Genomic DNA, 22490 nt, shown 5'->3' on the forward strand with positions numbered 1-22490 from the left:
CGCATCATGCTTAGTGCAGGCAGCATTGTTTATACTTTTTACCACTGCCGCAGAAACAGGGATCGTTACGGCCCGGCTTTTGCTCGGCAACTACCGGCTGTTGTGGCGCAGGCACCGCTTCCGGCTGCGCGATCCAGTAATCGTGCAGCGCCAGCGCGGCAGGACGGATGGCGGCGAAACGCTCTTCCATCTCTTCGGGGGAAAGCTGCTCCAGCTGCGGGAAATTTTCCTCTTTGCCATGCAGGGCGATGGCATCCAGCGCGGGCTGTAAATCTTGCGGCAGCGATGACCAGTCGCTCAGCGCCACGCCGCGCATATAGCCAAAGCACCACTCTTCCACCACGGTGAAATCCTGGCCTTCGGTCTCACGCACGCCAAACAGCGGATCGAACTGTTCGGGGAACTCGGCGAGGCGATCGGCAATATCGTTCATATGCTGGAAGCAGAGATCCATAAAGCGATTCATTTCACGCTCGTTGCTCCATTTGGGAATGCGCTTCTCGCCGCCCCAGAGCGCGACCAGCCATTCGCTGGGTTCAATCGATCTCGGACCGGAAAGCACGGCGGTCAGCAGGCCATCCAGCTCAGCGACATCCACAATCGACGCGTCGTTGCCATATTTTTCCAGCATTTCGTCAAGCCATTGCAGCTCTTTCTCGGTCAATGGGCCTTCTTTCATACTGTTGCCTCCTGAGGCGCTTAGATTCAAAACCGCAGCAGTGTACACGCTTATCTACTTAGCTTAGCGATAAATCTGTAGCGATATAAACCCGAGGCCCGCAGCATGCGATGAAATTTCAACGGCGGCGCGAAGTAATACCTTTTTACAGGCGCGTTTTTCCCATCAACGTGATAAAAGATGCATAAAATAGACGCTATGCCGCTTGCTTTCAGGCGTGCTTAACCAGAACAGAAGAGGCGTTTAATGATTACATTATGTAAAGCGTGCGGCACATCCTATGAGATCGCCAGCTTCCAGCCAGAACAGTGCAAAATTTGCGAAGATGAGCGTCAGTATGTGCCGGTAACGGGACAAGAGTGGATCGATTTGCCGGGCCTTTGCGCTTCACACACCAATAAGTGGAAACAGCATGATGCTGACCTTCTCAGCATCCAAACCGTGCCTGCTTTTGCCATTAATCAGCGCGCGTTTATTGTGAGGACGCCGGAAGGCAATATTTTGTGGGACTGTATTGCTGCCCTTGACGAGGCCACGAAAACGCTAATCGCCTCACTGGGCGGGCTTAAGGCTATCGCTATATCTCATCCTCACTACTACACCACCATGCAAGATTGGGCAGCGGAATTTAATGCACCGATTTACCTGCATGCCAGCGATCGTCAATGGATTATGCGCGACAGCCCTTTGATTACCCTTTGGGAAGGCGAGACCCTTCAGCTGGCGACTAACGTGAGTATCATACGGCTCGGTGGGCACTTTGCTGGCGGCAGTGTGCTTCACTGGACGCGAAATGACGGTGTATTGCTTGCCGGGGACATCCTGCAGGTCACGCCGGGTGCCGACGCCGTATCTTTTATGTGGAGCTATCCTAATATGCTGCCGCTACCGGCAGCAACGGTCAGCGATATGATGCACCGTCTGAGCGCCGTAAAGTTTACCCAACTCTACGGCGCGTTTGCAGGACAGGAGATCATGGCAAATGCCAAAGATATCGTGCATCGATCGGGTGAAAAGTATATTGCCTGTCTCAGATAAGCGCTTTGCTTATGGGCGTCTCAGGAACGAAGCGACGTTAGTAACCTGTCAGTACGCTGAAACGCCTGTCAGCCAGCATCAACTATCATGGCTGAACAGGAAAAGCGGTGACGTCGTTAACCATCTCGTCAACGCCCTGTTGCAAATCGTCCAGCGTGATGGGAGTGCTGTTATTAGGTACCGTCTTGCCATAAGCTTTGCGTACCGCTTCCAGCATGACCTCTCCGGTTTGCGCATCACTTAATTGGGTTTCCAGATAGAGAACGCTATTTTGCGTACGGTGGCCAGAAGCGGCCATGGTACTGGCGATCACCGCGGCAACGGGCACCACCTCATAGAACTTCATATCCTGATTTTCCGCGCTGACGGTGGTTATCGCCGTTTTCATCACCAGCGTGCCTGGTTCCTTCGTGTTGACCAGCGGCTTGTGTTTGGTCACCGCAACTTTTAACCGGCTATCAACATAGTTTTTCAAATTATCCAACGTGCTTTGACTGACGCGCGCGCCAGGTTTTGCCGCCGGATAGTAGACGACCGGCGTGTAGTAAATGCCGTGGTAGTCAGCGGAGTGAAAATCTGGTGAGACCCAGCGTAGCGTCGGATGACCGCCTGGAGAGTCCATCGCCTGCAGTTTGGTGTAATCGGACAGAAAACCAGAATATTGTTGTTTATCCGCTACTTTCGATGAGCAACCGGCAAGGACGGTAGCAGCCAGTCCGGCAATCAGACAAAGGCGCAGCGCATGCATAGAGCGTTCCTTTTAGCAGAAGGTTATGAGGAAAAAAAACCATGGCTTTCAAAGCATAGAGCGTCTGAAGGCACTTATCATTAGCAACCAGCATAAAAAGCGATCTGAATAGCAATATTCATGCTAAGCGAAATGCGGGAATAGTGAAGACGGGAATGTTTTGCCAGCATTGCATTTATCTCAACGGCTTAAAGCGGCGGAACGATTTTTGTATTTTTAATCACGGGAATTTTTTTGCCAGGAAATTTTGACGTCATTGAGGAAATAAGAGGTGCTTAACACTTTTATCTGGTGCCTAATCTATTCATTATAGGGTTGTTGGGTGGGGAATAACGAACCGGTAACATTATTACGTTCCGCTGGGTTTTATTACCCTTTTAATAAAAACTTTTCTGAGGTCATTATGGCTAATGTCATTTCTGTAAACAGAGCGCTTTTAGAAAGTGTAACCACTGAAGAGCATGCGTTATTAACGGTACGATATACATGTAAATATGAGGTTTGATACCATGATGCGAATTTCAGCGTTGCTGTTGGTTGCTGGTGTTATCAATTCAGGTGCATTACTGGCTGCTGAGCCTTGTAAGTTCAATGACAGACAAGGGGAGTATGAAGAAGATAAAGCAGAGCAGCTAACATGCCTGTTAAGGAAAACAGATGGCGCAGCTTATATATTTAAAAAACAGGCTATTCCGCAGGGACTGGTCTCGCTGGTGAAAAAGCAACGTGTGGACTTTAGTGAGGGACAGCTAAAAAAATATCTGGCTAACAACAATGTGAATGAGAAGGATATCGGCGGTGATATAGCGACGCCGTTAAACAAAAAAACAAAATATATCGTAATCCATGACACCAGCACCCCGGTTGCACTGCAAAACAATGAGTTTCCTTCTGATATTAATGATGAGTGGTCAGGAAATAAACTAAGCGCCTACGGCAAGAGTGCGGAAAATAATGCGCATGTTTTTATTAACCGGCCTGGCCAATCCAAAACCAGCATTGATTTTTCAACGTTTTATCGTACAACCAAATTTGAAAATGAAAAAATTGGCAGGCGTTATGTTTTCATCAGCGTTGAGCTCATCCAGCCACGTGCAACGTTGCCAACACAATCCGGTATCGCCAATGATTATCGGTCACCGGTGCCGGGCTTTACGGATGCGCAATTAGAACGGCTGGCAATTGTTTATCTTGCCGGGTCTTATCGTGCCGGGAAATATTTGTTACCCGCTTTTCATTCCGTGATCGATATTCCATTTAAAAAAGGCGGGCACAACGACCCGTTAAATTTTGACCTGGCTAAATGGTCTGGGTTGATTGACAAGGTAAATAATGAAATATCAGCGCAGTGAAGGGGGATATCCAGCGATGGGTAATCAGGCCTTGTCATGGCGTGATATGCGCGGCGATTTCCAGTAAGCCTGTATCAATATTTAATTTTAAAGCCGTGCCAATGACTTAAACATCTCCTTATGTTGTTTTGCATTTGCTGGTTGCGCTTATCATGCAAACAAAACTCAGCCTTTAACGCGTCACCAGCCCCTCAGGCTCTCTACCCTGAGAGGGATGACATGCCTGACTTTATTTTTTTCTTGCCAGGAAACGCGGTTACTCCTGCACACGCTCAAACGTCGCGATCACCCGGTCGATATGCTTTTTCATCGCGGCTCTGGCGGCTTTCGCATTACGTTTCTCCAGCGCCGAAAGAATCGCCAGGTGCTCCGCTTCAGAGATGGACGGCATATCGCCCGGCGTATAGTGCGCCTGCAACATGCGGAACATACTGCCATAGCGATGGCCGAGCAGGTGACCAATGATAAAGCCATAGGCCGGATTGCCGCTTGCCTGGGCGATACGGATATGAAATAGGCGGTCGCCAGGATGGGTACGCGATTGCGCACGGTTATCTTCACAGTTTTGTAGCCAGGCCGCCCGGATCAGCGTCAGCTCCTGTTCGCTGGCATGCACCGCAGCAAGCGCAGCGGCCTCCGGCTCAATCAGCCGCCGCGCCTGCAGCAGGGAAAACGGCGGCAGCTCGGTGGAAAAGTCCAGATTGATACCCAGTTCATCATCCGGTTCACGCCACTGATCGCGCCCGGCCTGTATCATTACCGGCTCCTGGGTGGTGGAACGCGCTTTCACAATCACGCCGTTGCCAACTTTCACATCCACCAGCCCAATCACTTCCAGCGCGATCAGCGCTTCACGCACCGAGGCGCGACTAACCTGTAGCTGCTCGGCCAACTCACGTTCCGCTGGCAGGCGACTGCCGGGAGGAAATTCATTATTGTCGATAAGCTTGATGAGCTGGTCAGCTATCTGCCTGTAAAGTCTTGGGTTTTCCATCTTTTTTATCGGCATCGTACGGCTACCCGTCTAAATAAATTAAGTGACTTGCTGCACAAATAATCATCAGGTCGCTTGTCAATGTTATGCAATTGTCAATAAAAAGTAATGCGTCAGCAAAAAAGTAGCCAGCGTTATTTTGCCAGCCCGTCAGGACAAAAACCATGCTTATTGGCCTGACCATTAGATCTTTGAACCAGAGGACACGTAATGAATTTACACGGAAAACGCGTATTAATCACGGCCGCCGGGCAGGGCATCGGGTTAGCCAGCGCACGCTATTTTGCTCAGCAGGGCGCAGAGGTGATCGCCAGCGATATCAACCTTACCGCGCTGCAAGCGTTCCCTGATATCCGGGCTTATCAGCTGGATGTTACTGACCATCAGGCGATCGGTGCGGCGGCGCAGGAGCTGGGCACGCTCGACGTGCTGTTTAACTGCGCAGGCGTGGTACACAGCGGCAGCCTGCTGGCGTGCAGCGAAAAGGAGTGGCAGTTCGCGCTCGATCTTAACGTCACGGCAATGTTCCACATGATCCAGGCGTTCCTGCCCGCCATGCTGCAACAGCAGAAAGGATCGATTATTAACATGTCGTCCGTGGCCTCCAGCGTGAAAGGCGTGGCTAATCGTTTTGCCTATAGCGCGACCAAAGCGGCGGTGATCGGCCTGACGCGATCGGTGGCAGCGGATTACATCGGTAACGGGATCCGCTGCAACGCCATTTGCCCCGGCACGGTCGATTCGCCGTCGCTGCGTCAGCGTATCGCCGCGCAGGCGCAGACGGAAGGCCGTACGGAAGCGGAAGTCTATGACGCCTTTGTGGCGCGTCAGCCCATTGGCCGTATCGGCAAAACAGAAGAGATCGCGTATCTGGCGGCCTATCTGGCTTCTGATGCCAGCGCCTATACCACCGGCACCGTACAGATTATTGATGGCGGCTGGAGCAACTAACAGGAGTGGAAAAATGAAATTATTACGTGTGGGCGAGCCGGGGAAAGAGCGTCCGGCGATGCTGGATGAACAGGGCGAACTGCGCGATTTATCGCATTTTATCGACGACATCGCGGGCGATGTGCTGCTGCCCTCCGCGCTGGAGAGACTGCGCCAGCTACCGCTTAGCGAACTGCCGAAAATCAGCGGGCAGCCGCGTATTGGCGCCTGCGTCGGGCGGATCGGTAAGTTTATCTGTATCGGCCTGAACTATGCCGATCACGCTGCGGAGACCGGCGCTGAGATCCCGCAGGAGCCGGTGGTGTTTAGCAAATGGACCAGCGCGGTGGTTGGGCCTAACGATGCGGTGCGCATTCCACGCGGCTCGGTGAAAACCGACTGGGAAGTGGAGCTGGGCGTGGTGATTGGCAAAGGCGGCAGCTACATCGCGGAAGAGGAGGCGCTGTCGCATGTGGCGGGCTACTGCGTGGTCAACGACGTCTCTGAACGTGAATACCAGATCGAACGCGGCGGGACCTGGGACAAGGGCAAAGGCTGCGACACCTTTGGTCCGATCGGCCCCTGGCTGGTAACGGCTGATGAAATCGCCGATCCGCAACAGCTGTCGCTGTGGCTGGAGGTAGACGGCAAGCGCTATCAGAACGGCAACACCCGCACCATGATCTTCCCGGTTGCGCACATCATCAGCTATCTCAGCCGCTTTATGAGCCTGCAGCCGGGCGATGTGATCTCTACCGGCACGCCGCCGGGCGTCGGCATGGGGCAGAAACCGCCGGTTTACCTGCGTCCGGGACAAGTCATCCGCTTAGGCATCAGCGGGCTTGGCGAACAGCGTCAAATCACCGAGGGCAGCGAAGCATGACCAGACTTACCGCACTGCGGGTTGAAGATATCCGCTTTCCCACCTCCGAGCATCTCGACGGTTCAGATGCGATGAATCCCGATCCTGACTATTCCGCCGCTTACGTCATTATCGAGACAGATAACGCGGCGCTCAGCGGGCACGGTCTTACCTTTACCATTGGGCGTGGCAATGAGATTTGCTGTGCGGCGATACGCGCGCTGGAACATCTGATCGTGGGTCGGCAGCTGGCGTCGATCACCGCCGATATGGGGCAGTTCTGGCGCGACATCACCAGCGACAGCCAGCTGCGCTGGATCGGCCCGGATAAAGGCGCGATTCATCTGGCGACCGGCGCGGTGGTCAACGCGGTATGGGATTTGTGGGCGAAATCGGAAGAGAAACCGTTATGGCGGCTGGTGGCAGATATGTCGCCGCAGGCGCTGGTGCGCTGTATCGACTTCCGCTATCTCACCGACTGCATCACACCGGACGAGGCGCTTGCCTTGCTGGCGGCGCAGCAGTCGGGTAAGGCGGAGCGCATCCGCCAGCTTGAGCAGCACGGTTACCCCTGTTACACCACGTCCGCGGGCTGGCTTGGCTATGACGATGACAAACTGCGCCGTCTCTGCCAGCAGGCGGTCGATGCCGGATTCTCGCACATTAAGCTGAAAGTCGGGCGCGACCTTGATGATGATATTCGCCGCGTGCGTATTGCGCGCGACGTGTTGGGGCCGGATCGCCAACTGATGATTGATGCCAATCAGGTATGGGAAGTGAATGACGCGGTGGCGTGGGTGCAACAGCTGGCGTTTGCGCGCCCCTGGTTTATCGAAGAGCCAACCAGCCCGGACGATATCGAAGGCCATCGCAAAATTCGTCAGGGCGTGGCGCCGGTAAAGGTGGCAACCGGCGAGATGTGCCAGAACCGCATTATCTTTAAGCAGCTAATTATGCGCGAAGCGATTGACGTTGTGCAGATCGATGCCTGTCGTCTCGGCGGCGTTAATGAGGTGCTGGCGGTGATGTTAATGGCGGCGAAATATCAGCTGCCGGTCTGCCCGCATGCTGGCGGCGTTGGGCTGTGCGAATACGTTCAGCATCTGTCGATGATCGATTTTGTCTGCATTGCCGGTAGCCACCAGGGGCGGGTTATCGAGTATGTCGATCATCTGCACGAACATTTTTTGCATCCCTGCGAAATCCGCGACGCGGCCTATATGCCGCCTACCGCGCCCGGTTTTTCCATTGAGATGTATCCCGCTTCGCGTGAGAAATACCGCTATCGCGCGCAGGGAGGCTGAGGTGCGAATCGACGCTCATCAGCATTTTTGGCGCTACGACGCGGCGCACTATCCCTGGATCGCCGCCTCCATGACGCGCCTGCAACAGGATTATTTACCTGACGACCTCGCGCCGCTGCTGGCGCAACAGCAGCTACAGGGTTCGATTGCAGTACAGGCGCGGCAGTGCGTGGCGGAGACGCAGCAGCTGTTGCAGTGGGCGCAGCAGCAACCGGCAACGCAGGTGGTTGGCTGGGTTGACGTTACCGCGCCCGATCTCACGGCGCAGCTGACGGCCTTACAGCATCCGCTGCTGCGCGGTTTTCGTCATCAGGTACAGGATGAGCGTGATCCCGCTGCGTGGCTGCAACAGCCGCGCGTGGCAAGCGGTATCCGTGAGCTGCAACAGCGTGATTACGTCTGGGAGATGCTGGTGACCTGGCGGCATCTGGCAGAGGCGACACGGTTTGCCGCGCGGCACGATCGCCACTGGCTGGTGCTCGATCACCTCGGTAAACCGGATATTGCGCGCGGCGCCAGCGCCTGGGGCGAGCAAATAGCGGAGCTGGCCGTGATGCCGCACGTGGTATGCAAACTCTCCGGGCTGGTGACCGAAGCGCCGCACGGCCAGTGGCAGCGCGCACAGCTGCGACCTTTTATCGACGAAGCGCTGGCGCGTTTTGGGCCGCAGCGTTTGATGTTTGGTTCGGACTGGCCAGTCTGCCTGCTGGCAGCGGAGTATCACGCGGTGGCGCAGCTGATTGATGAAGCGATAACCGCGCTATCGGCCGACGAACAGGCCGCCATCTGGGGCGACACGGCCGCGCAGGTCTATGGCCTGACAGGAGAAAACAATGAATCTGTTTTTGCAGGATAAAGTGGTGATCGTGACCGGCGGCGGGTCGGGCATCGGTGCGGCTATCTCACGTCTGCTGGCGGAAGAGGGCGCGATTCCGGTGATTGTCACCAACGCGCAGCCGGAAGAGATGTGGCTGGCCGGTCTGCGCGAGCTTCAACCGCAAACCGAGGTATTGCTGGCCGATCTTTGCGATGAGCATAACTGCCAGCAGGCGGTTGAAGCGGTGCAGCAGCAGTTTGGGCGCATCGACGGGCTGGTAAACAATGCGGGCGTTAATGATGGCGTCGGGCTGGAGGCGGGGCGCAGCGCGTTTGTCGCCTCGCTGGAAAAAAATCTGCTGCACTATTACCAGATGACGCATTTCTGCCAGCGGGCGCTGGAAAACAGCGGCGGAGCGATTGTGAATATTGCGTCAAAAACCGCGCTGAGCGGCCAGGGCGGCACCAGCGGCTACTGCGCGGCGAAAGGCGCGATTCTGGCGCTGACGCGAGAGTGGGCGGTATCGCTGCGTCACAGCGGCGTGCGGGTGAATGCCGTGGTGCCCGCCGAAGTGATGACGCCGCTGTATGAGCGCTGGATCGCTACCTTTGCCGATCCACAGCACGAACTGGCGAAAATCACCCAGCGCATTCCGCTCGGCCAGCGTATGACCACGCCGCAGGAGATCGCCAATACCGTGGTGTTTTTGCTGTCACAGCGTGCTTCGCACACCACCGGCGAGTGGCTGAGCGTCGATGGCGGCTATCTGCATCTCGATCGGGCGCTGTTATGAGCGGCGCTTCCGAACGCTATTGTCTGGCGCTGGATCTGGTGGACGAGGCGGACAAGATCGCTGAATACCAGCGCCTGCATCAGCGCATCTGGCCGGAGGTGGCGGATCATCTGCGCCTGCACGGCATCGTCAATATGGAGATATATCGGCTTGGCACCCGACTGTTTATGGTAATGGAGGTGAATGCCCGGTTTAACGCACAGGATTTTGCTCAGGCAGCTGAACAAAATCCGCATATTCAGCGCTGGGAAGCGTTGATGTGGCAGTTTCAGCAGCCAACGCCCTGGACGCCCGCAGGGGAAAAATGGGTGGCGATGGCGCGAATATTCTCTTTGCAGGATCAATAACAACACTTACCGACTGTACGCTACGAGGATATAACCATGTCAACACAACGCGTCGAGACGACAAAAAATATTGGCGTCGGGGGGACGATTAGCCTGCGCTGGGCGTTCATGCTGATTACCACCCTGTTTTTTATGTGGGGCGTGTCATACGGCCTGCTGGATGTATTGAATAAACACTTTCAGGAGACATTAAACGTCACCAGGGCGCAATCGGGATTATTACAGGCTGCCTACTTTGGCGCCTATTTTATTGTGGCGCTGCCGGCCGGTTATTTTATGCGCCGTCACGGCTACAAGGCCGGGATCTTAGCGGGATTGTCGCTGTACGCTGTTGGCGCGCTGCTGTTTGTCCCGGCGGCGATGGTGAATAATTTCGCGGTATTTCTGTTTGCCTTGTTTGTGCTGGCCTCCGGGCTTGGCTGCCTGGAAACCGCCGCTAACCCCTATGCCACGGTGCTGGGCGATGCAAACGGCGCGGAGCGTCGCCTTAATCTGGCGCAATCCTTTAACGGCCTGGGGCAGTTTGTCGGACCGATGATTGGCGGCTCGCTGTTCTTTACCCACGCCAGTCAGGATGCGGCGCAGGAGAGCGTTAAAATGACCTACGTGGTGATTGCGTTTGTGGTCATTGCCATTGCGCTGTTATTTAAACGCACCGCGCTACCGGATATTCGTGAAGCCGCCAGCGAACAGGCGCAGCAGCCTGGCACGACCCTATGGCAGCAAAAACATTTTGTCGGCGGCGTGATTGCGCAGTTCTTCTATGTTGCCGCACAGGTGGGCGTGGGCGCTTTCTTTATTAACTACGCCACCGAGCACTGGCACGGTGTGACCAACCAAAGCGCCTCTTATATGCTTTCGGTGGCGATGATCTGCTTTATGCTGGGACGTTTCTTCTCCACCTGGCTGCTGGGAAGGGTGAAACCGGCAGCGATGCTGGCAGCCTATGCGCTGATCAATATCGTGCTGTGCGCCATTGTGATGCTGGGCGCAGGCGATGTCTCGGTGGTTGCGCTGATCGCTATTTTCTTTTTTATGTCCACCATGTTTCCCACCATCTTTGCCATGGGCGTCAAAAACCTCGGCCCGGCCACGAAACAGGCCAGCTCATTTATGATTATGGCGATTGTCGGCGGCGCGATTATGCCCTGGTTCATGGGGCTGATTTCTGACCATGTCAGCACCGCCGTGGCCTACGCTTTGCCGCTGCTGTGCTTTGCCGTGGTGCTGGCCTATGCGCTAAGGCAGCGGAAACAGGAGTAAGGGATGGGGAAAGGCTTTACGTCTGATAGCGATGGCTTAACGGGCAGTGCAGGGCGATGCGTAGGCATCGCCCTGATAATATCAACTGAAGATATGTGGGAGGCCTGTTATCAGTGAAGAGAAGACGTACACGCTGGTTCTCACCGTCGATACAGGCTTAGCTAACAATTCAAAGCATGATAAATGGGGACAGGTCAAAGCACTTGCATTTTTTTGTGTTGCTCCGCTTCCCACTGTATGAACGTCCGCCTCTGGCGCAACGCGCCCTCCGCCGCTCACATTATTTTGTGAGAGCAGAGGAAAAACTGGTTTATGTTTTTGCCAAAAAAACGCGCGCGTTTGGCTTGATCGTTGCGCCTTTAGCCACCAAACGTCTTGCGATAGGTTGAGAGTGAGACGCCAACGGATTTACGGAATGCGGCACGAAAGCTCTCCATCGACCCGAACCCACAACGTTCCATTATTTGTTCATTAAGAAGATGGTTATTTTCCAGTAGCTCGCGCGCCAGGTTCATTCTGGCCTGAAGCAACCAGGCTTTAGGGGTAATACCTAACGCCTCACTGAAGCGCCGCAGGAAAGTCCGCTCTGACATTAATGCTTGCTGCGCCATTTGCCTGACTGACAAATTACAGTGCAAATTTTGCAGCGCCCAGTCAAGTAGCGGCGCAATCTCATTCCGCGGCTTTTGTGCGACAGGAGAGGGAATAAACTGGATTTGCCCGCCGGAACGCTGAGGAGCGATCACTAAACGTCTCGCCACAATATTGGCAATGTGCGTGCCATAATCCCGACCGATCAGATGCAAACAGGCATCGATACCCGCAGCGCTACCGGCTGATGTAATGATTTGACCGCTATCGACATACAGAACATTCGGATCAACCACTATTTCAGGATAACGATTTGCCAGTTCATCGGTATATCGCCAGTGGGTTGTTGCGCGCTTGCCATTCAGTAAGCCAGCAGCGGCGATAACAAATACGCCTGAACAGATCGACACCAGCCGCGCGCCTCGCTGGTGGGCTGCGCATAACGCATCGAGTAATGCCTGCGGTGGCGTTTCAGCGCGATTACGCCATCCGGGAATAATAATGGTTTGCGCCTCGCTGAGGGAGTCGAGACCAAAACGGGAGACAATCTGAATGCCTTCTGACACCTGCATCGGGGAGGTATCCACAGAGACTATCCGGTGTTGATACCAGGGAAAGTCAAACTCAGGACGGGGAAGGCCGAAAATCTCAACGGCAATGCCGAACTCAAAAGTACAGAGTCCGTCATAGGCCAGCGTAGCGACTAAACCTGCATTATTTAACATTGGCGGAAAACTACCGGTTATTGTCAGAACCGCCACTTTATCAGTCTGATGCGGCTGCATACAATCAACAAACATTCAGACAGGAGAGATAAATTATGCCGAGTTTAATCAGTGAGATTGCGCCAGCCACACCGGCTGAAGCTTTGCAGCATTTTAGCCGTCGTTTAGCCTTTGAAACCGACTGTTCCGATGTTTATCACAGCCAGAAGCAGGGCGATACCGACTATGTATTGGTGGATGTGAGAAGCCAGGAAGCCTTTTTAAAAGCGCACGTGCCAGGGGCGATCAACATTCCAACACGTTCGATTACGCCGGAGCGGATGGCCGATTATTCACGCGACACCCTGTTCGTTGTTTACTGCGCAGGTCCGCACTGTAACGGTGTACATCGTGCGGCCGTTCGTTTGGCTGGCCTGGGATTCTTTGTAAAAGAGATGATCGGCGGCCTTACCGGCTGGGTAGACGAAGGCCTTCCGCTGCAACAGGAAAATGAATCCACTGCTGTGGCTGGCTTCTCCTGCGCGTGCTGAGTTCGCCTGTTACTGTCCAGAAACCGCAGATGTAATAGCACGAAGCGAAGTCTGTCATAGCATGCCTGTTGTAAGTAAGCGGTATGTGTTTAGCCAGTTAACCAAAGTAGCTTCTGAAGTCTTGCAGTCCCACCATGGGACTGCTATGTTAGTCCCACCACGGAACAGCAAGGAAAGCCAGTGCGAATTATATCGACCGCATCTCTCAAGCGGTTCTGGGAAATACATAATCAGGCGGAGCAACCCCTGAGAGCATGGGTAGATGAAGTCAGTAAGGCCCAATGGAAAACCCCACAGGACATTAAAGACAATTACAGGACAGCAGATTTTCTGAGCAACAATCGGGTGGTGTTTGATATTAAGGGTAACCACTACCGTCTGATTGTCGCAGTGGCGTACAGGTTTCAGGCGGTCTACATCAAGTTTGTTGGAACGCACGCTGAATACGACAAGACAGACGCAAACATGGTGGATATGTGATGACTTATAAAATCAAACCGATTCACAACGAAGCAGATTATGAGGCCGCTTTGGCCGCTGTATCCCCGCTATTTGACAATGAGCCGGAGCCGGGGAGTGAAGCCGGAGATTTTCTGGAGGTAATGATCCTGATTATCGAAAAATACGAGCAGGAACACTACCCGATTGAAGCACCCGATCCGGTAGAGGCGATTAAGTTCCGCATGGAACAGATGGGGCTGACGGCGAAAGACCTGGTGCCAGCGATTGGACGCCAAAACCGCGTCTATGAGGTGCTAAACAATAAGCGCGCGCTGACGCTGCCGATGATCCGCAATTTGCATAAAATGTTCAACATTCCACTGGCGTCTCTGGTTGGAGTAACAGAACCCGAACGAGTAAGTATGTCGTAACCAAAGCCCGCTACATGCGGGCTTTTTTACCCCTGCGTTGTGTATTGAATTTAAGTCCGGTCATGTTGCTAAGGAAATATCGCTCAATTTCTGATGCATAAAATCAATCAGCGCTCTGGTTTTAGCGGGCAGGTAGCGCCGATTTGAATAAAGTGCGAACAATTGCAAGGGGGCGGGCGATTGTTCAAACGTAATTTCAATTAACCGCCCGTCGTTAATATAAGGTTGGCAGCCCTGTTGCGACAGAATGGCAAAACCGACGCCAGCCACCGCAGCGCGTCCCGCCATCTCGCCGCTGTTTACCCGATAATGCCCCTTAACCTTAATTGTTTCGATCCCTCCCTTTTTATTAACAAATTGCCAGGGCATACCTTTCAGTGCGCTTACCGTGGTAATACAGGGTAATTCTTCAAATTGTTGGATATGAGAAGGCGTGCCATAACGCTCAATGAGGGAGGGCGCTGCAACAATGGTACAAGGGATAGTCATCAGATGACGGGCTATATAGTCACTGTCATCCATTTGACCACGGGTAATAATGACCGCTAAATCCAGATCGTCCCGCAGGGATTCGAAACCGGATAAATTGGTGACGCAGCTGATCTCCAGCTCCGGGTACTGACAGGCGAAATCGGCAATAACCGAACCCAACAATGCAGGGCCTGGCTCATTGGGAATACAGAGACGTAATGGGCCTTTCAGTTGCATTTGCCGCAGGGTGAGTTCTGTTTCCGTTTGCGCAAGCGCCTCCAGTAACGGCTTAGATCGGGTATAGAGTAGGTGCCCCGCCTGAGTAAGTTTCATATGGCGGGTGCTGCGCTCAATAAGCTGAAGATTCAGTTTTTCTTCTAACTGAGAAATACAACGACTGACATTCGATGTCGGCATTTCAAGGACTCTCGCTGCCCCAACGAAACTCTCTTGTTCAACCGCAGCAACGAACACTTTCAGGGTGTTAAAATCCAGCGCTGAACGCATTAACTATCCCACTTATGATAATAATGATTGCCAGTTTTACGCTATTATAAACGGAATTGATAGCAGCTAAGCTCGGATATCTTTCATCCATAGGTTGCTTGCTATGCCACTAACCACACAAACACTTAATCACAAAGCCCTTATGCGAATGGCCATTGTAATGGCTTTCATCCAGTTCACTAATGCGCTGGAGTATATGGCGTTTACGCCGGTTTTTGCTTTTATGGCAGACGAGTTTTCAGTTCCGTTATCATTTTCTGGCTATGTCTCCGGGATGTATACGCTGGGCGCGGTGATTTCTGGCATTGCTGCTTTTTATTGCATTGGCCGGTTTAATAAAAAACAATTCTTGCTCAAAAATATGGTGCTGCTGGCAGCGCTAACCGTTTTGTCCACACTCACCACGCATTTTGCAACGCTTCTGGTATTACGATTTTGCGCAGGATTGGTAGGCGGGACGACAATGGGCGTGGGGATGAGTATTTTAATCAATCATGCCCCAGCCAATTTACGGGGGAAAATACTGGCGACGGTGATTGCGTCTTTTTCGCTGGTGAGTATTGTCGGCATGCCTGCTATCTTGTTTTTGTGCACGCATTATGGCTGGCATAAGGCGCTGTGGTTAATCAGTGCACTTTGCCTGATCTCTTTACCGTTAATCGTATTTTTCCTCCCTAACGATAAAATTCCCTCAGGCGTGAAGGCTAAGCTGGCGATTAATGCTCAAACCTTGCTTTTCGCCTCCTTTACTGCCCTGGTACAGTTTAGTTCTATGCTGATTGTTCCCATTTTAACGCCATTAATGGCGCAATATATGGGCGCACAGCCAGGCCTGTTACCGTTATTGTTCCTGAGTGGCGGGATTGCCGGTTATCTCTCGACAAAAATAACCGGTGTGCTGACATTGCGTTTTTCTTCGTTGACGCTTGCAACAGCGTCAACGCTATTATTCGTAGCAAGTTTGCTGATTCCTGCGATGGGCTATGATAATACATTTCTGTTTATCACCTTATTCCTTGGCGCCTCATATAGCCGACTGGTCTCCGCTTCGGCGGTTGCCGTTCAGTATCCTGAAGATCAACAACGCGCCAGTTTTTCCTCGCTACAGACAGCAATCATGTACCTGCTAACCACGCTCGCGTTCTTTTTGTCTTCCTTATTACTGCCTGACCAGGAAATAACCACGCAAAACCTAAACGGATTGTTGATGGTAAGCGCCGTAGCCGCATCTGGATTTCCTGTCATGGTCATCATACTGCAAAAGAAACTGGCTAAACGTACTATCCAGCCTGACCACATCACCACTGATTAGCACAGCGAAAAGCGGACGTTTGTTCTAAAAAGAGCAGGATCTCTGTCGCAGATGATGGACAGGTTCAGGCCAACCAGCGTGGCAGCACAACGCATAAGGAATAAAAGGTATGATGGTTGAATTACTATTGTGAATTTAATTTCACTATAGTAAATTTAAGCGCGCTTATTTTGTACGTTAATACACAATGTAAAGATCGCTTGAAGGTTGAAAAATGTTAAAAATCAGAATGTCACGACCATCTGAAGCATCAGAAATCATCCAGATTTGGAAGCGTTCAGTAGAGGCCACGCACGATTTTCTGACAGTTCCTGATCGACAAGAAATCGAAAAAGAAGTTGTCAGCTTTTTTTCAGAAACGCCTGTATGGGTTGCAACAACTCAGGATGACCAGCCACTGGGATTCATGTTTTTGCATGATGGTCATCTGGAGGCGCTTTTTGTCGATGCGGCTGCTCGCGGACTTGGCGTCGGCAAACGCTTGATTTCACATGCACTGGCGCTGCATCCAGATCTAAGCGTCGATGTAAATGAACAAAACCAGCAGGCTGTAGGGTTTTATCAGCATATGGGTTTTCAGGTATCGGGGCGTTCCGGGCAGGATAATCAGGGAAGGCCATACCCGCTGTTGCATCTAAGAAGAGCGAATAAGGCGTAATCGTTGTGGCAGAGAAATATCATTGATTTTTTTGGCTGAAAGCGACGATGTAAGAACAGCTCTGTTCCTTATCAGGATTGCTCATTTGGTACTCGCTTGCGAAGGTAAGGGCAAGACAGTCACCGGCGCGTAAATGATGGGTCTGATGATTGACGCGAAAATCAAGGCTGCCACTCAGCATCCAAAGTGTTTGCCCGGAAAGATGTTCATTCGCGGAAGCGGGTATCGTCAGCTCCCCCTTTGCAGGTATTTCAACTCTGATAAGTTCGGGGCTTGCCCCCGCCGGGGAAAGAGACCAGCGGGTAATGCCTGATTGCTTATCCGTCCAATGCTGTTGCTGATGAGCAAAGAGAACCAGTGAGTTCTGATGGTGCTCAAGCTCTGCGAAAAGTTTTGATAGCGTAATATTCATCGCGTTAGCTAAACGACTCAGTATCGTTGCACTGGGGCTGGAGGTACCGCGTTCAACCTTGCTAATCATAGCCTGACTGACGCCCGATCGTTGAGCAAGCTCAGTTACGGTCAAGTTGCGAGCCTTTCTGTGTTTAAGCAATAAACGTGCAATGTCGCTATCTACTATCTGATTTTTAGATGTGTTATCCATTTTCACCCTCACTTTCGCCAGCCTGATTATGCCATTACCTAAATGAGGCTGGAATAATTGATTGTGTAAGTTTGAAAAACCAGGCATTCAGGTGTGCACTATCGTTTTTAAGAACACACGTCACTATTTGAGCATGAGTTCGCAACGACAATGCCCGCTTCTGACACAGAGCGGACTACGTGAAGGCTGATGTCCGCTTTGAGCGAAAAACGGACCTTACTGTTGGTGACTGACCGTTATGCACATGCATTGGTGATTCGCGGCCGAGCGCGTTGCCTGTTACTCTCATACCGCTTAGCGTAAATAAGGAAGTCTGATGCATACTACAAATAGCTTTGCCACGATCGTAGTAACGCTTTTACTGACGTCACTCTGCGTCTCGGCGTCCACAGCTCAGTCACCGTCTGTAGCCTCAGAACAGCTAAACTCGCAGCGTATCTCTGTACAGACGCAAGGCTCAGGATCGGATGTGATATTGATTCCGGGACTGGCCTCGTCTCGCGAAGTCTGGGCTGATTTAGCAGCAGATTTACGTAAGCGCCACCGCATTCATCTGGTAGAACTCGCGGGCTTTGCCAGCACACCTGCCATTTCCACCCCGGATGGAAAGGTTATTGCTCCGGCAGTTGATGCCATCGCTGAATACATTCGCAGTCAGCACCTCAACGCACCGGCGATTATTGGCCACTCTCTCGGCGGGGAAATTGCCCTGATGCTGGGTGCCCGCTATCCCGACCAGATTGGTCGCCTGATGATAGTCGATGCCTTACCGTTCTATACGTTGATGATTGACCCTGCGGCGACCAGCGAAACGGCTGTACGCGAAGCCTCGGCTACGCGGGACTGGCTGCTGGCGCAGTCGCCAGAGCAAAGGTTAGCATCTCAGAATACATCCGTAGCCCGCTTAGCCAAAACCGAAGCGGTGAGGCCTGCTCTGGTCGCTGCGGGGATCAATTCCGATCGCAAAACCGTTGCCGATGCCGTATATGAATTGATGATTACCGACTTGCGTCCGGAGCTTGGGCGCATCAAAGCGCCGATTGAGATCGTCTACGCCTATGATGCCCTGTTCGGGGTGCCCGCCGCTGGCGTGGATGCGATGTACCGTCAAGCCTATGTCGCTGCACCGGATATTCATTTCACGCGTATTGATAACAGTTTTCACTTTATCATGCTCGATCAGCCAGAACGGTTCTCCAGCGCGGTTGAGGCATTCTTGAATAAGTAACGCTCCGGGGGATGTTTCATTAAGCCAGGGATTGTGTAGGGTGATCCCCTGTGAGCCAAGAGCGGATATCGATAACCTTTCTGCAGTTACTGAAAAAGGCTAACGTAATCATGTGTTAGTTGTCAGGGAGCAGATCACGTTGCCGTATCTGAATTCATGAACAGGACTTCATTATTGATAGTAACCTTTCAGGACATTACAACATGTCTGTAAGTTCACGTGTTAAACAGCGTGAAGGAACATTAAATCCTTGAACAGTCCCCGACTGATTAAAACAAGCTGCTGTAACAACGTCCGCTTTGGCACAAAGCGGACGGTCGCCAGGCATACCGTTTGCCATTAGCGTAAAGCACAATCTTAGCCTTCGATAAGACGAAAGGGCGCTCCCGGCGCCTGCTCAGCTATCGCAAACCACAGAGCTTTTCAGGCCCACAACCTGCCACTGTTCGCCGGTCACAGCCCAAGTACGTAAATGATGAAACCGACCGTTTGCGCTCTGACCGGCATAGGTTCCGGTAATTGATATGCATGTATCCACCACCAGACAGTCGCGATATTCACAAGCCTGGAAGCTTTCCCGCGTCATCGACTGGATATGAATCAGCCCGGAAGCATGCATCGCCAAATCCTGGGTTTTGGTGACGTTCTGCCCAACGTGGTTGATGAATATCAGTGAGTCAGCAATAAGCGCATCAAGCGTCTCGGTGTCTGAATGGATCATGGCATCAATAAGTCGGTTCTCAAGCATCAGTGCTTTTTGCCTGATTTACTTTTTTAACCAGCCGCTAAGCCGTTGCACAGCGGATGTGATCATCACAAAGAATACCGGCACAAAGAAAATCGCCAGCAGCGTGCCGCTGATCATCCCGCCAAACACGCCGGTGCCAATCGCATTCTGTGTGCTCTCGCTCGCGCCGGTCGCCAGCATCAGTGGCACCACGCCAAGCGTAAAAGCCAGTGAGGTCATGATGATAGGGCGCAGACGTAAGCGCGCCGCTTCCCTGGTTGCCTCAAGCAGCGGTTTACCCTGCGCATAAAGCTGCCGGGCAAACTCCACGATCAGGATGGCGTTTTTGGTCGAAAGGCCGATGAGCGTAATCATACCGACTTTGAAAAAAACGTCGTTAGCCATACCCGCGATAAATACCGCCAGCAGCGCGCCAGCCATGCCCAGCGGCACCACCAATATCACGGAGAGCGGCACTGACCAGCTCTCATACAGCGCGGCAAGCACCAGGAAAACCACAAGAATGGATAAGGCTATCAACAGCGGCATCTGCGCCGTTGTGCTGCGCTCCTGTAGCGAGGCGCCCGTCCACTCAGCGAAATAGCCTGTCGGCAGGGAGGACGCAAGTTTATCCATTTCAGCCATCGCGGCGCCGCTGGAGTAACCTTCGCCGGTGCTGCCGGTGATTTTAATTGCCGGATAGCCCTGATAACGGTTGAGCTGCTGCGGCGACTGCGACCAGTTTGCCGTGACAAACGCCGACAGCGGCACCATCTCGCCCGAGGCATTCCTGACGTAGAGTTTGAGCAAATCTGCCAGCTGCATACGGTAAGCGGCATCCGCCTGCACGATAACCTGCTGCACACGCCCGTTATCCACGTAGTCATTAACGTAATTTGAGCCGATCGCGGCGGAGAGCATCTGATTGATTTCATCAAAGCTGACGCCCATCGCCTGCGCTTTTTCCCTGTCTACGTCAAGATTGGCGCTTACGCCCGCAGGCAAACCCTCAATGTAAACGTCACTGACGACTTTGCTGCGGTTGGCCTTTGCCGTGAGTTCTGTGGCCGCCTGCAACAATGCGGCATAGCCATGACCCGCGCGATCTTCGAGGTAAAGGTCGAACCCCGAAGAGGTGCCCATATCGGAGATCGCGGGCGGCATCAGGCTCATTACCGTGGCGGCGGGGTCGCTACTCATTTTCGTCTGGACAAAGGCTGCTTCGCCATCAGCGGTCGCGCCTTGCCGTTCGTCCCAGTCTTTCAGCGTGGTAAAAGCCAGCGCGGTATTCGGACCGGAGCCGGAAAAACCAAAACCAAAGATCGAGAGATTACTGTTAATGCCGGGCCTTGCCATGATGGTTTTTTCCAGCCGATCGACCACATAGCGGGTTCTTTCCTGCGTGGCATCGGAGGGCAGCTGGATCGACGTCATAAAGTAACCCTGATCTTCGTCGGGGAGAAAGGACGAGGGCAGCGCCGAGTAGGCGGCAAAAATTACCGCACACAGCGTGGCATAAATCAGCATGACGCGGCCGCTGCGGCGCAGCGTGGCGTGCAGGCCTCGCTCATAGCGGGTGGTCAGGGCGTTGAAGCGGCGGTTAAACCAGCCTGCGAAGCCTTTCTTTTCCTCACCGTGCTGCGTAATCGGCTTTAGTAGCGAAGCGCACAGCGCGGGCGTCATGGTCAGCGCAAGGAAAGCCGAGAACAGAATGGAAACGGCCATCGAGAGCGTAAACTGGCGGTAGATGACGCCGACCGAGCCGGTAGCGAATCCCATGGGAATAAATACCGCGGTAAGCACCAGCGTGATGCCGATAATCGCTGGCGTGATTTCGCGCATCGCTTCGCGCGTCGCCTCTTTCGGTGACAGCCCTTTTTCCGCCATCAGACGTTCAACGCTTTCCACCACAACAATCGCATCGTCAACGATAATGCCGATAGCCAGCACCATGCCAAACATCGTCAGTACGTTAATGGAAAACCCGCTTATCAGCATTACGGTGAACGTGCCCAGCAGCGCCACCGGCGCGACTACCGCCGGAATACAGGTGTAGCGCAAATTCTGCAGAAACAGCAGCATCACCAGAAAGACCAGCACCATGGCTTCAAAAAAGGTGTGTATCACTTTCTCAATCGACAGCTTCACAAACGGCGCGGTATCAAACGGCACCGAAAACGCCATGCCCTGCGGCAGCACCGTTGAGAGCTCATTCAGCCGAGCGCGCACGCCCGCAGCGGTGCTGACGGCATTGGCGCCGGGCATCAGCTGGATCGCGGCGGCGGTGGCCGCATGGCCATTTTCGCGAATAGCGAACGCATAGCTTTGCAGACCCTGTTCGACGCGCGCCACGTCAGCCAGTCGCACGCGCGAGCCGTTACTCAGCGCCTTTAGCGTAATGTTGCGGAAATCGTCTACCGAACTGAGCTGTCCGCGTACGGTGAGCGGCCAGGTGACAGACTGTCCGGGCTGCGCCGGTTCATCACCGATTCTGCCCGGCGAAACCTGCGCGTTCTGCTGGCTCAGCGCGGTGGTGACGTCGCTGATCGAAAGCTTATAGTTAAACAGTTTGATCGGATCCAGCCAGACGCGCATCGCTTTTTCTGCGCCAAACAGCTGAACTTTGCCGACGCCCGGCACGCGCCGTAGCTCCTCAGAAACGTTACGCGCAAAGTAGTCGCTCAAATCCTGTTCTGAGTACTGACCGGTGGGTGAGCGCAGCCCGACAATCATCAGAAAGCCGGAGTTGGCCGCTTCCACATCCAGACCGTTTTGCCGCACGGTTTGCGGCAACCGGGATTCAACCACCTTGATTTTGTTCTGCACATCAACCTGAGCGAGCTTGATGTCCGTTCCGGGTTTAAAGGTAATGGTGATGCTGGCAGAGCCTGAGGTATCACTTGAGGACTCAAAGTAGAGGATATCGTCAACGCTTGAGATCTCTCTCTCAATCAGTGAAATCACCGATGTATTCATGGTTTCAGGCGTGACGCCGGGATAGGTCACCGTGATGCTGACGCTGGGCGGTGCCACCGAAGGATACTGCGCCACCGGCAACTGCGGAATGGCGATCACGCCTGCCAGCACGATAAACAGGGCGATAACCCAGGCAAACACAGGCCTTGCAATAAAGAATTA

General features: G+C 53.2%; 23 protein-coding genes. 15 read left to right on the top strand and 8 right to left on the bottom strand.

The window, feature by feature from the left end; genetic code table 11:
* Window positions 1-10: 10 nt before the first annotated feature.
* A complete protein-coding gene (locus J2X14_RS02805; protein ID WP_352409684.1) occupies window positions 11-679 on the bottom strand; it encodes a YecA/YgfB family protein in 669 nt (222 codons plus the stop codon).
* Between the two features lie 246 nt (window positions 680-925).
* Here J2X14_RS02805 and J2X14_RS02810 point away from each other — a divergent pair, with 246 nt between their 5' ends.
* The gene (locus tag J2X14_RS02810) at window positions 926-1717 is read left to right on the top strand and encodes an MBL fold metallo-hydrolase (protein ID WP_352409685.1); all 792 of its coding nucleotides are present in this window, start codon (window positions 926-928) and stop codon (window positions 1715-1717) included.
* Window positions 1718-1802: 85 nt separating this feature from the next.
* Here the strand turns inward: J2X14_RS02810 and J2X14_RS02815 are convergent, their stop codons facing one another.
* Window positions 1803-2465: a DUF3313 domain-containing protein gene (locus tag J2X14_RS02815; protein ID WP_352409686.1), complete on the bottom strand. Its 663-nt coding sequence runs from the start codon at window positions 2463-2465 to the stop codon at window positions 1803-1805.
* Window positions 2466-2974: 509 nt separating this feature from the next.
* On the opposite strand from J2X14_RS02815, the gene J2X14_RS02820 reads away from it, so the two are divergent.
* The gene (locus J2X14_RS02820; protein WP_352409687.1) at window positions 2975-3817 is read left to right on the top strand and encodes a hypothetical protein; all 843 of its coding nucleotides are present in this window, start codon (window positions 2975-2977) and stop codon (window positions 3815-3817) included.
* Between the two features lie 256 nt (window positions 3818-4073).
* Here J2X14_RS02820 and J2X14_RS02825 read toward each other — a convergent pair whose 3' ends face one another.
* A complete protein-coding gene (locus J2X14_RS02825) occupies window positions 4074-4826 on the bottom strand; it encodes a FadR/GntR family transcriptional regulator (protein ID WP_352409688.1) in 753 nt (250 codons plus the stop codon).
* A gap of 195 nt (window positions 4827-5021) precedes the next feature.
* On the opposite strand from J2X14_RS02825, the gene J2X14_RS02830 reads away from it, so the two are divergent.
* The 7 genes from J2X14_RS02830 to J2X14_RS02860 are packed head-to-tail and all read left to right on the top strand — an operon-like array spanning window position 5022 to window position 11127.
* Entirely contained in the window at window positions 5022-5762 is a 741-nt protein-coding gene (locus J2X14_RS02830) for an SDR family oxidoreductase (RefSeq protein WP_352409689.1), read from the top strand.
* A gap of 13 nt (window positions 5763-5775) precedes the next feature.
* Window positions 5776-6624, top strand: a complete 849-nt coding sequence (locus tag J2X14_RS02835) for a fumarylacetoacetate hydrolase family protein (protein WP_352409690.1) — start codon at window positions 5776-5778, stop codon at window positions 6622-6624.
* The gene (locus tag J2X14_RS02840) at window positions 6621-7907 is read left to right on the top strand and encodes an L-fuconate dehydratase (RefSeq protein ID WP_352409691.1); all 1287 of its coding nucleotides are present in this window, start codon (window positions 6621-6623) and stop codon (window positions 7905-7907) included. The genes J2X14_RS02835 and J2X14_RS02840 overlap by 4 nt, the downstream gene beginning before the upstream one ends.
* A gap of 1 nt (window position 7908) precedes the next feature.
* Window positions 7909-8763, top strand: a complete 855-nt coding sequence (locus tag J2X14_RS02845; protein WP_352409692.1) for an amidohydrolase family protein — start codon at window positions 7909-7911, stop codon at window positions 8761-8763.
* Window positions 8741-9517, top strand: a complete 777-nt coding sequence (locus tag J2X14_RS02850; RefSeq protein ID WP_352409693.1) for an L-fucose dehydrogenase — start codon at window positions 8741-8743, stop codon at window positions 9515-9517. The genes J2X14_RS02845 and J2X14_RS02850 overlap by 23 nt, the downstream gene beginning before the upstream one ends.
* Window positions 9514-9864, top strand: coding sequence for an L-rhamnose mutarotase (locus J2X14_RS02855; RefSeq protein WP_352409694.1), 351 nt, complete (start codon window positions 9514-9516; stop codon window positions 9862-9864). The genes J2X14_RS02850 and J2X14_RS02855 overlap by 4 nt, the downstream gene beginning before the upstream one ends.
* A gap of 36 nt (window positions 9865-9900) precedes the next feature.
* On the top strand, window positions 9901-11127 hold the full coding sequence (locus J2X14_RS02860) for a sugar MFS transporter (RefSeq protein WP_352409695.1): 1227 nt from the start codon (window positions 9901-9903) through the stop codon (window positions 11125-11127).
* 359 nt (window positions 11128-11486) lie between these two features.
* Here J2X14_RS02860 and ftrA read toward each other — a convergent pair whose 3' ends face one another.
* Window positions 11487-12443: a transcriptional regulator FtrA gene (ftrA, locus tag J2X14_RS02865; RefSeq protein ID WP_352409696.1), complete on the bottom strand. Its 957-nt coding sequence runs from the start codon at window positions 12441-12443 to the stop codon at window positions 11487-11489.
* A 95-nt stretch (window positions 12444-12538) separates the two neighbouring features.
* Here ftrA and J2X14_RS02870 point away from each other — a divergent pair, with 95 nt between their 5' ends.
* The 3 genes from J2X14_RS02870 to J2X14_RS02880 all read left to right on the top strand — a co-directional run bounded on the left by J2X14_RS02870 (window position 12539) and on the right by J2X14_RS02880 (window position 13845).
* Window positions 12539-12973 carry a rhodanese-like domain-containing protein gene (locus J2X14_RS02870; protein ID WP_352409697.1) on the top strand — a complete coding sequence of 145 codons (435 nt, stop codon included), beginning with the start codon at window positions 12539-12541 and terminating at the stop codon, window positions 12971-12973.
* A gap of 180 nt (window positions 12974-13153) precedes the next feature.
* On the top strand, window positions 13154-13453 hold the full coding sequence (locus J2X14_RS02875) for a type II toxin-antitoxin system HigB family toxin (RefSeq protein WP_352409698.1): 300 nt from the start codon (window positions 13154-13156) through the stop codon (window positions 13451-13453).
* A complete protein-coding gene (locus J2X14_RS02880; protein WP_352409699.1) occupies window positions 13453-13845 on the top strand; it encodes a helix-turn-helix domain-containing protein in 393 nt (130 codons plus the stop codon). Before J2X14_RS02875 ends, J2X14_RS02880 begins: the two co-directional genes overlap by 1 nt.
* Window positions 13846-13905: 60 nt before the next feature.
* On the opposite strand, the gene J2X14_RS02885 is transcribed toward J2X14_RS02880, so the two are convergent.
* Window positions 13906-14823, bottom strand: coding sequence for a LysR family transcriptional regulator (locus tag J2X14_RS02885; RefSeq protein WP_352409700.1), 918 nt, complete (start codon window positions 14821-14823; stop codon window positions 13906-13908).
* Window positions 14824-14926: 103 nt separating this feature from the next.
* On the opposite strand from J2X14_RS02885, the gene J2X14_RS02890 reads away from it, so the two are divergent.
* Together J2X14_RS02890 and J2X14_RS02895 are read left to right on the top strand one after the other, a co-directional pair.
* Window positions 14927-16135 (top strand): MFS transporter, encoded by a 1209-nt coding sequence (locus J2X14_RS02890; RefSeq protein WP_352409701.1) that lies wholly within the window; start codon window positions 14927-14929, stop codon window positions 16133-16135.
* Window positions 16136-16349: 214 nt separating this feature from the next.
* Entirely contained in the window at window positions 16350-16793 is a 444-nt protein-coding gene (locus tag J2X14_RS02895; protein WP_352409702.1) for an acetyltransferase, read from the top strand.
* A gap of 19 nt (window positions 16794-16812) precedes the next feature.
* On the opposite strand, the gene J2X14_RS02900 is transcribed toward J2X14_RS02895, so the two are convergent.
* A complete protein-coding gene (locus tag J2X14_RS02900; RefSeq protein ID WP_352409703.1) occupies window positions 16813-17397 on the bottom strand; it encodes a helix-turn-helix domain-containing protein in 585 nt (194 codons plus the stop codon).
* Between the two features lie 469 nt (window positions 17398-17866).
* Between J2X14_RS02900 and J2X14_RS02905 the strand changes: the two genes are divergently transcribed.
* Complete coding sequence (locus tag J2X14_RS02905) at window positions 17867-18625, top strand: alpha/beta fold hydrolase (protein ID WP_352409704.1); 759 nt, start codon at window positions 17867-17869, stop codon at window positions 18623-18625.
* A gap of 397 nt (window positions 18626-19022) precedes the next feature.
* On the opposite strand, the gene J2X14_RS02910 is transcribed toward J2X14_RS02905, so the two are convergent.
* Both J2X14_RS02910 and J2X14_RS02915 read right to left on the bottom strand, forming a co-directional pair.
* On the bottom strand, window positions 19023-19373 hold the full coding sequence (locus J2X14_RS02910) for a nuclear transport factor 2 family protein (protein WP_352409705.1): 351 nt from the start codon (window positions 19371-19373) through the stop codon (window positions 19023-19025).
* A gap of 18 nt (window positions 19374-19391) precedes the next feature.
* Window positions 19392-22481: a multidrug efflux RND transporter permease subunit gene (locus J2X14_RS02915; protein WP_352410127.1), complete on the bottom strand. Its 3090-nt coding sequence runs from the start codon at window positions 22479-22481 to the stop codon at window positions 19392-19394.
* Window positions 22482-22490: the final 9 nt, after the last annotated feature.

The organism is Mixta sp. BE291 (assembly GCF_031457955.1).
Lineage (GTDB): Bacteria > Pseudomonadota > Gammaproteobacteria > Enterobacterales > Enterobacteriaceae > Mixta.

Excerpts from the sequence above, each read along its gene's own strand:
- J2X14_RS02805 (WP_352409684.1), bottom strand. The coding sequence starts at position 679 with ATGAAAGAAGGCCCATTGACCGAGAAAGAGCTGCAATGGCTTGACGAA.
- J2X14_RS02810 (WP_352409685.1), top strand. The coding sequence starts at position 926 with ATGATTACATTATGTAAAGCGTGCGGCACATCCTATGAGATCGCCAGC.
- J2X14_RS02815 (WP_352409686.1), bottom strand. The coding sequence starts at position 2,465 with ATGCATGCGCTGCGCCTTTGTCTGATTGCCGGACTGGCTGCTACCGTC.
- J2X14_RS02820 (WP_352409687.1), top strand. The coding sequence starts at position 2,975 with ATGATGCGAATTTCAGCGTTGCTGTTGGTTGCTGGTGTTATCAATTCA.
- J2X14_RS02825 (WP_352409688.1), bottom strand. The coding sequence starts at position 4,826 with ATGCCGATAAAAAAGATGGAAAACCCAAGACTTTACAGGCAGATAGCT.
- J2X14_RS02830 (WP_352409689.1), top strand. The coding sequence starts at position 5,022 with ATGAATTTACACGGAAAACGCGTATTAATCACGGCCGCCGGGCAGGGC.
- J2X14_RS02835 (WP_352409690.1), top strand. The coding sequence starts at position 5,776 with ATGAAATTATTACGTGTGGGCGAGCCGGGGAAAGAGCGTCCGGCGATG.
- J2X14_RS02840 (WP_352409691.1), top strand. The coding sequence starts at position 6,621 with ATGACCAGACTTACCGCACTGCGGGTTGAAGATATCCGCTTTCCCACC.
- J2X14_RS02850 (WP_352409693.1), top strand. The coding sequence starts at position 8,741 with ATGAATCTGTTTTTGCAGGATAAAGTGGTGATCGTGACCGGCGGCGGG.
- J2X14_RS02855 (WP_352409694.1), top strand. The coding sequence starts at position 9,514 with ATGAGCGGCGCTTCCGAACGCTATTGTCTGGCGCTGGATCTGGTGGAC.
- J2X14_RS02860 (WP_352409695.1), top strand. The coding sequence starts at position 9,901 with ATGTCAACACAACGCGTCGAGACGACAAAAAATATTGGCGTCGGGGGG.
- ftrA (WP_352409696.1), bottom strand. The coding sequence starts at position 12,443 with ATGTTAAATAATGCAGGTTTAGTCGCTACGCTGGCCTATGACGGACTC.
- J2X14_RS02870 (WP_352409697.1), top strand. The coding sequence starts at position 12,539 with ATGCCGAGTTTAATCAGTGAGATTGCGCCAGCCACACCGGCTGAAGCT.
- J2X14_RS02880 (WP_352409699.1), top strand. The coding sequence starts at position 13,453 with ATGACTTATAAAATCAAACCGATTCACAACGAAGCAGATTATGAGGCC.
- J2X14_RS02885 (WP_352409700.1), bottom strand. The coding sequence starts at position 14,823 with ATGCGTTCAGCGCTGGATTTTAACACCCTGAAAGTGTTCGTTGCTGCG.
- J2X14_RS02890 (WP_352409701.1), top strand. The coding sequence starts at position 14,927 with ATGCCACTAACCACACAAACACTTAATCACAAAGCCCTTATGCGAATG.
- J2X14_RS02895 (WP_352409702.1), top strand. The coding sequence starts at position 16,350 with ATGTTAAAAATCAGAATGTCACGACCATCTGAAGCATCAGAAATCATC.
- J2X14_RS02900 (WP_352409703.1), bottom strand. The coding sequence starts at position 17,397 with ATGGATAACACATCTAAAAATCAGATAGTAGATAGCGACATTGCACGT.
- J2X14_RS02910 (WP_352409705.1), bottom strand. The coding sequence starts at position 19,373 with ATGCTTGAGAACCGACTTATTGATGCCATGATCCATTCAGACACCGAG.